Origin of the sequence: Cognatiyoonia sp. IB215182 (genome assembly GCF_033963905.1) — a bacterium.
In the GTDB taxonomy this organism is placed as follows: domain Bacteria; phylum Pseudomonadota; class Alphaproteobacteria; order Rhodobacterales; family Rhodobacteraceae; genus Yoonia.
This window is the reverse complement of record NZ_JAXBMB010000042.1, coordinates 1-6,317: the sequence shown is the minus strand read 5'-3', so window position 1 is coordinate 6,317 and position 6,317 is coordinate 1. Positions and strand designations below refer to the sequence as shown.

The window sequence follows — 6,317 nt, the reverse complement described above, 5'->3', positions numbered from 1 at the left end:
GACGATATACACAGCCGCCTCCTTCAAATGCGCAGTGGGTCAGATTTTACCACCAATTTTCAGCACTCGACAGACCTTGTTTCGCGCACAGCGGCACATTCGTTTGGCTCGTTACCGACATCTGACGGTTGGGTCTGATGATAGGTGCCAGCCCAAACAAGACATTCGATTTACTGGCCGCACTGGCGGGTCAGCGGACAATCTGACGACGCCCTTTCGACGCTAAGTGTCAGCTGTCGGGCACCTGACACGATCCGCGTCGGAACGCCGAAGGCCCGATTTCGTCAGTCAATGCTAAATTCGTTATGTGCGAGAACCCAGGTCTCGGATTTAGCTTCGTTGACGTATTCGCCGACCGCAGGATGGCTAAGTAGCGGCTCGCAATACTCTCTTTCGCGCTCGGCGAGTTCGATTGAGTAGGTCCTGAACCGGCTGGCGACTGGAGCAAAAAACGCGTCAGCGACTGTGAGTTCACTGCCGAACAGGTATGGCCCCTCTAAAGGGAATTACTTTTTGACCCAAGCCCACAGTTCACAAACCCGGTCAATATCAGCTTGCGTGTCTTCGTCGGGTTGGAACGACCGATATGATCGTTTCAAATTCACCGGCATCTTCGAGCGTAGCGACTTGAATCCGGAGTGCATTTCAGCACACAGACTGCGGGCTGCGGCCCTGACCATGACATCCTCCGGCCAGAACTCTTTGTCCTGGTGCACGTCAGCTAGGAATTCAGAAATGGCGAGGCTGTCCCAGATCACATGCTGAGCAGCTGGAGCCGCAACGACCAGTGTTGGGAATTGCCGCGCGGGCGAGTGCGTAATCTCGAATTCCGAATGCTCGCTTGTGTAAAGCGGAACAACGGTCTGTTTAAATCGGATGTCAAAGTGCCTTAACAGCAACCAAACCCTAAGGCCCCAACTCGAATACACCTTGTTAGCAAAGAAAAGTTCATACTCCATCGCAGTCCCCACTTACCGTTGTGACCGTAAGAATAGCGGCATGCTCACGAAAATGCTTCGGATTCCATCGAACTATGATCGCGATCTAAAGGCGCTGGAGCTGCTTGCTGTTCAGCCGACATTGGCCACGAACCACGGCGGGGTGCCTTTGGGCTCGGTGTTGACATCTGATGGATTGGTCGGATGACCTAGGGCAGCCCGAATGTATGTACCGGCTGCTGTTCGCAAATGATTTCTCGCATGTTCTCGGAAGTCGCTCATATGTATCCGGCCTGTTGATCGACACGCGGGTCGTGGCCTTGTTGGGGTTACGCTCGCACCGTGATCTCATTAGCGGACAGGTCGTGGATGACCATTCGGGCTGTCAGATTCTGGGAGCGTAGTTTTTCCGTTCCATGCTTTCGATCTGTCGCGAACTCCTTTGGGTCGCTTCGGCTCAGACGCCGATGGCAACCTCGTCTCTATGCGCATCAAACGCTGTTTTGTGTCTCAATATGCTCCAGGCCAACCGCGCCAGTTTGTTGGCAAGCGCAACAGCTGCCTTGTTGCGATGCATGCGTTCACATACGCGCGCCAGCCAATCGCCGAAGCTGAAGTCTGGCCAACGATGTGGGCGCATCATGATGATCTTCGCCGCTTGAACAAACAGCATCCTCAGATACCTGCTGCCGCGCTTCGATATGCGACCAAGAACCGTTCTTCCACCTGTACTGTATTGCCGAGGTACAAGCCCAACCCACGCCGCAAAGTCACGTCCACGATCAAACGCCTCGCCTTCACCAATCGCCGCAACCATCGCCGTTGAGATCATTGGGCCAATACCTGGCACCGTCATCACGTTAACGCAGTTCTCTTCGGTTCGGCTAATCTCTTCGATCTCTACCGACACCTTTTCGATCCGATCATCCATCCACATCCAGTCGCCGTAGAGACCGGTCAGGATCGACCGCATCCGTGGCGATATCTCGTCCTTGCGTTCTTCCAGGATCGTCTCGAATGAGTTCTTCAAGGCGCGCAGGCCTTTGCGAACCGTGATGCCCTGTTCGATCAGAAAGGCTCGGATCTGATTGATGGTCGCTGTCCGGCGTGACACCAAACGCGATCTGACCCGGTGCAGGGCTTGAAGATCGAGCTGATCTTGGCTCTTCTCGGACACGGCTTGCAGATTGGGCCGAAGTGCCGCCTCGGCGATTGCCTCCGCATCGTTGTAGTCGTTCTTCTGACCCTTATTGAAAGGTTTGACATAGATAGCGGGGATGATCCGAGGTTCAAACCCCATCTCGCGCAGCGTCCGGCTGACAAAGTGAGCGCTCAAACACGCCTCCATGCCCACGATACAGCGCGGCATCTTCTCGAACGTTGCAATCAACGCCAATCGTTTGATTTGCTTGCGCAGGACACGCTGCCCCGACGGATCGAAACCAACCAAGTGGAACGTATCCTTGCCGATATCGATGCCGATCGACAAGAGCTCATCAAAATCATTCTTCGCCATGCTACTTCTCCGTGTTGCAGAAATAGGCAAAGCCTAACCTGCTGGGTGAAGCAGCCGGTACATCCCATTAGCAGACATTGGTCACGGGTGTTCCGATGCTGGCTGCGCGGACAGGGTGAGCTTTCGCTGCGCCTGCCCAAATGTCTACTAACAAGAGAACAGTTTACTCGGTCGTTCTTTTTTTGATCCTGGGTTCATAGATTGCGCCAAGCCTTGCCTCTCGTCTCCAAGGTCGCGCCTTTGTTAGCGCTATCTGAAAGGCCTCATCGCGCCGATCTGCGTCCACATTGTGTACTTGCCGTTTATCGCTGCCGTCACTTGGCTGCTTTGGGATGGCTAGGCCACGTAACCGACCCAACTTAAGGCAAAGCTAGGCTTCTCCCAACCCGGCATCTTCCAACTGCTCCCGATCCGGTAAGTCCTGCAAAGAATCCAGGTCAAAGGCAACGAGGAACTTCTCGGTTGTCACATAGGTATAGGGCGCTCCGCGCCGCGGCGAGCGCGGTCCCGTCCCGATCAGCTTGCGGGCATGCAGCCGTCCAATGAGGTCGCGGCTAATCTCCTTGCCGAAGATGTCCTTAAGCCCGTCTCGCGTAATCGGTTGGTGGTACGCGATGGCGGCGAGGACAGCGACGTCATACTCACGCAAATCCAAGTCCTGTGTGCCCACGTCCGCAGCTGCCCGGATTGCAATGGCATAGCCAGGTCGTGTGCGGAGCATCCAGCCGCCATTGCCTGACACACCGTGTCCGACCTTGGCCACTTCAAACGAACGGTGCTCCAGCTCGGCAGCCGGGTCGTCGAGCAAAAGATCGACTGAGGCCCCCTGCCCCACCACGCGCGCCAGGTCCTCGCGCGGCACCGGGGACGCGCTGGCAAAGAGCACAGCTTCGATCCGGCGTATCCATTCGCGCCAGCGCAAGTCAGAAGGCAGATCCTCCAGTTCTCGATCAAGGTCCGGTTCGGGCTCAGAGCAGCCTTCCGCCTTGCGGACGAAACGGCCATCGAGCTGTTAGGCCGAGTGTCCGCTATCGCGCAGAGGCAGACCGGGATCGGTCGACGGTGCGACGATTTCCTCAGTCTATGTCAAACTCGTTGTGCGCCAGAATCCAGGCTTCAGACTTTGCATCTTTAACGTATTCGTCGACCGCTGGATGACTAAGTAGTAGCTCGCAGTACTCTCTTTCAGGTCCGGTCAGTTGGATTGAATAGGTTCTCAAGCGGCAGGCTATGGGAGCGAAAAACGCGTCCGCCACTGTGAGTTCATGACCAAATAGGTACGGACCCTGAGAAGGAAAGCTGTTTCTGGCCCAAGCCCACAGCTCGCATATCCGGCTAATATCTGCCTGGGTTTCTTCGTCAGGTTGGAACGACCGATATGTTCGTTTCATATTGACGGGCATCTTCGACCGCAGCGACTTGAATCCAGAGTGCATTTCGGCACACAGGCCGCGGGCCGCAGCCCTGACCATGACGTCCTTGGGCCAGAACTCTTTGTCGTGGTGCGTATCAGCAAGGAACTCGCAAATGGCGAGGCTGTCCCAAATCACTTGTCGGACAGTCGGCCCGGTAACGACCAGTGTTGGGAATTGGCGAGCGGGCAGATGCGTTGTTTTGAAAGCTGAGTGTTCGCTTGTGTATAATGGGATAACGCTTTGGCTAAACTGGATGTCAAAGTGTCTTAAGAGCATCCAGACCCGTAGGCCCCAACCAGAATACACCTTGTTCGCAAGGAAGAGCTCATACTTCATGTTGGTTCCGTTTAATGTTCATTGCATGTGGGTAGCAGAAATCCCCAAAAAATGCTTCGGTCATGGTCGAACTATGCTGGCTCTGGAGGGGCGCTTGTCGCGCCGCCGTCAAATGGACATAGGACATATGCCAAGGCTAGGCACGCCTGAATAGGTTTGAGAACTGTCCGTAAGAGGATCCGCAAACGTTTCATCAAATATATTGCAGTCAGCCGCAACTCATCGCCGTAGACGTGTCTGGAGTTGTTGAACCGTCATCAGCCTCCACCGGTGACAATTCATCGCTGAAGGCGGCACACGATGGCGCTTCATGGCCTATTGAGGACGTTGCCGATCCCCTACGGGATTCGCTTGGCGTCTTACGAGGACCTGCAACGGCCCCCGACTTGGCCAGAATGTTTGTGGCCGCATTCGTACTTACGTTATCGCGGTGGCCACATGCCACGCAAACAAACTGCGTCTGGCTCTGACGGGACCGCTTATCGACCGCACCGCATTCGGCGCAGGTCTGGGATGTATGTGTTGCATTCACGGCGATGACCTCGCCACCGGCCGCAGCCGCCTTGTATTCGAGATAGACACGGAAAGCGTGTTTCGGAATCGAGAATATCTCCTGATTCCGGGCGGCGTTCGAGTGAGCATTGCGACCAGGGTCTTCGGCCGTCCCCATGGCGGATCGGGTCATATTCGAAACTTTCAGATCCTCGATCGCAATCGTGCCAAAGCGGTTCACCAGCATGCGGCTCACCTTATGTAGCTTGCAATGCACTCGGACTGTCTCTTTGTGCTTCAGCGCCGCCAGACGAGCGGCGCGGGCCTTTCTGCGGCGTGACCACCTCTTAGAGCGGCTGACGGCCCGTTGAGCCCGTTTAATGCGCTTGGTTGTCTTGTTGCTGGGCGGCGGGATCTTTGCGACTTCACCATTCGATAAAGCAATCGGAATTGCAGCACCAAGATCAATGCTGATCGCTCCACCAGCCGGGACCGGATCAGCGATATCAATTTTCGACGTGATGCAGATATACCACCGCCCGCTGGCGAAGCCGCCTTCGCAGGTGACAACAGCTGTTCGCAGATCGCCTCGTATTCGGCAATGTTTCAACCAACTGATCCAACCCAGTTTCGGAAGGCGGACGCCGCGATTGTTGAAAATAATGTTAGGTCGGCGGCCATCAAAGTGACCTTTTTTGGATTGCTTGCCTTTTGCGTTGGAAACCGCACGCATCTTGAAACTGTTGTCTTGCACTGCGCTCCGAAACCTCGGTGGATAGCAGGAAACGCCTTGGCGCAGGTTATCAAAAAACTTGCGCCAGGCCTGGTCTAAATCTTCCAGCGCATAGATGAAGGAATCCGCTTGCGCGATGGACAACCAGGCCAAATCGGGATCACGCTCCAGCTTTCGAAGGCTCAAATCCTTGGATTGGTTCAACTTGCTGAAATGGGAATCCCGCCCATGCGCGTCTTGCCCTTGCGGGCGCCCATACAAGCGCCTTTGCTCATTCGCGGCATTGTACACCGCGCGCACCGCTGCGCAGGTCTGGCGCAATTGCGACTCCTGCTCGCGAGTGGGCTTAAGCCGCAGCTTGTAGGTTCGAATGATTTGCATCGCTGTTTCCGGTGTTGCAGTCAGCTTTGAATGCGAGACCTTCCACCAACAGCCGCAACTAGAACATCACTTTCAGCCCTGCATTTGCGCTGAGGGCGCTGGTGTCGCCCGCATTGTTGAGCCCGGTGGCGTAGGCAACGTCGCCAAACAGATCCACACGCTCGTTCATGGCATAGCTACCGCCAAGACCAGCCCCAAGCGTCCAGGGTTCACGCTCCGTCGTCAGCGACGTTCCCGCCACCTCCACCTCACTGCCCGCGCCAAACTCATGGTACAGGTTCACAATGCCATAGAGGCCACTCTCCCCACGCTCCTGCGCCGCGACCTCAAGCCCAAGCCGCAGCTGCTGGCTGGTCGCATCGCTCAGCGCCACCGCCTCCTGGTGCGCCTCACTCGTGAAGTCACTGAACGTCACCGACGACAGGCTCAGCTGGGATTGCGGCGTCACCGTCAGCCGCGTGCCCAGATCAAGCTGCTGTCCCGCCTCCAGCGACAGCGCATAGCCC

At 56.1% G+C, this 6,317-nt stretch carries 8 protein-coding genes; 1 reads left to right on the top strand and 7 read right to left on the bottom strand.

The genetic code is table 11. The features are described from left to right. Window positions 1-284 precede the first annotated feature (284 nt). Both SLH47_RS26510 and SLH47_RS25995 read right to left on the bottom strand, forming a co-directional pair. Complete coding sequence (locus SLH47_RS26510; RefSeq protein WP_413785687.1) at window positions 285-485, bottom strand: hypothetical protein; 201 nt, start codon at window positions 483-485, stop codon at window positions 285-287. Between the two features lie 21 nt (window positions 486-506). Next, window positions 507-959, bottom strand: a complete 453-nt coding sequence (locus SLH47_RS25995; RefSeq protein ID WP_320244022.1) for a glutathione S-transferase N-terminal domain-containing protein — start codon at window positions 957-959, stop codon at window positions 507-509. 40 nt (window positions 960-999) lie between these two features. On the opposite strand from SLH47_RS25995, the gene SLH47_RS25990 reads away from it, so the two are divergent. Further along, window positions 1,000-1,146, top strand: coding sequence for a hypothetical protein (locus tag SLH47_RS25990; RefSeq protein ID WP_320244021.1), 147 nt, complete (start codon window positions 1,000-1,002; stop codon window positions 1,144-1,146). A gap of 249 nt (window positions 1,147-1,395) precedes the next feature. Here SLH47_RS25990 and SLH47_RS25985 read toward each other — a convergent pair whose 3' ends face one another. The 5 genes from SLH47_RS25985 to SLH47_RS25965 form a co-directional block, all read right to left on the bottom strand. Then, window positions 1,396-2,454, bottom strand: coding sequence for an IS110 family transposase (locus tag SLH47_RS25985; protein ID WP_320244019.1), 1,059 nt, complete (start codon window positions 2,452-2,454; stop codon window positions 1,396-1,398). A gap of 370 nt (window positions 2,455-2,824) precedes the next feature. Beyond that, window positions 2,825-3,376 carry an SMC-Scp complex subunit ScpB gene (gene scpB / locus SLH47_RS25980; protein ID WP_320244017.1) on the bottom strand — a complete coding sequence of 184 codons (552 nt, stop codon included), beginning with the start codon at window positions 3,374-3,376 and terminating at the stop codon, window positions 2,825-2,827. Between the two features lie 154 nt (window positions 3,377-3,530). Then, window positions 3,531-4,205, bottom strand: coding sequence for a glutathione S-transferase (locus tag SLH47_RS25975; RefSeq protein WP_320244015.1), 675 nt, complete (start codon window positions 4,203-4,205; stop codon window positions 3,531-3,533). 208 nt (window positions 4,206-4,413) lie between these two features. Continuing rightward, window positions 4,414-5,811, bottom strand: a complete 1,398-nt coding sequence (locus tag SLH47_RS25970; protein ID WP_320244013.1) for a transposase — start codon at window positions 5,809-5,811, stop codon at window positions 4,414-4,416. A gap of 58 nt (window positions 5,812-5,869) precedes the next feature. Then, window positions 5,870-6,317, bottom strand: a 448-nt coding sequence (locus SLH47_RS25965; protein ID WP_320244011.1) for an autotransporter outer membrane beta-barrel domain-containing protein, incomplete at its 5' end; no start/stop codon positions are given.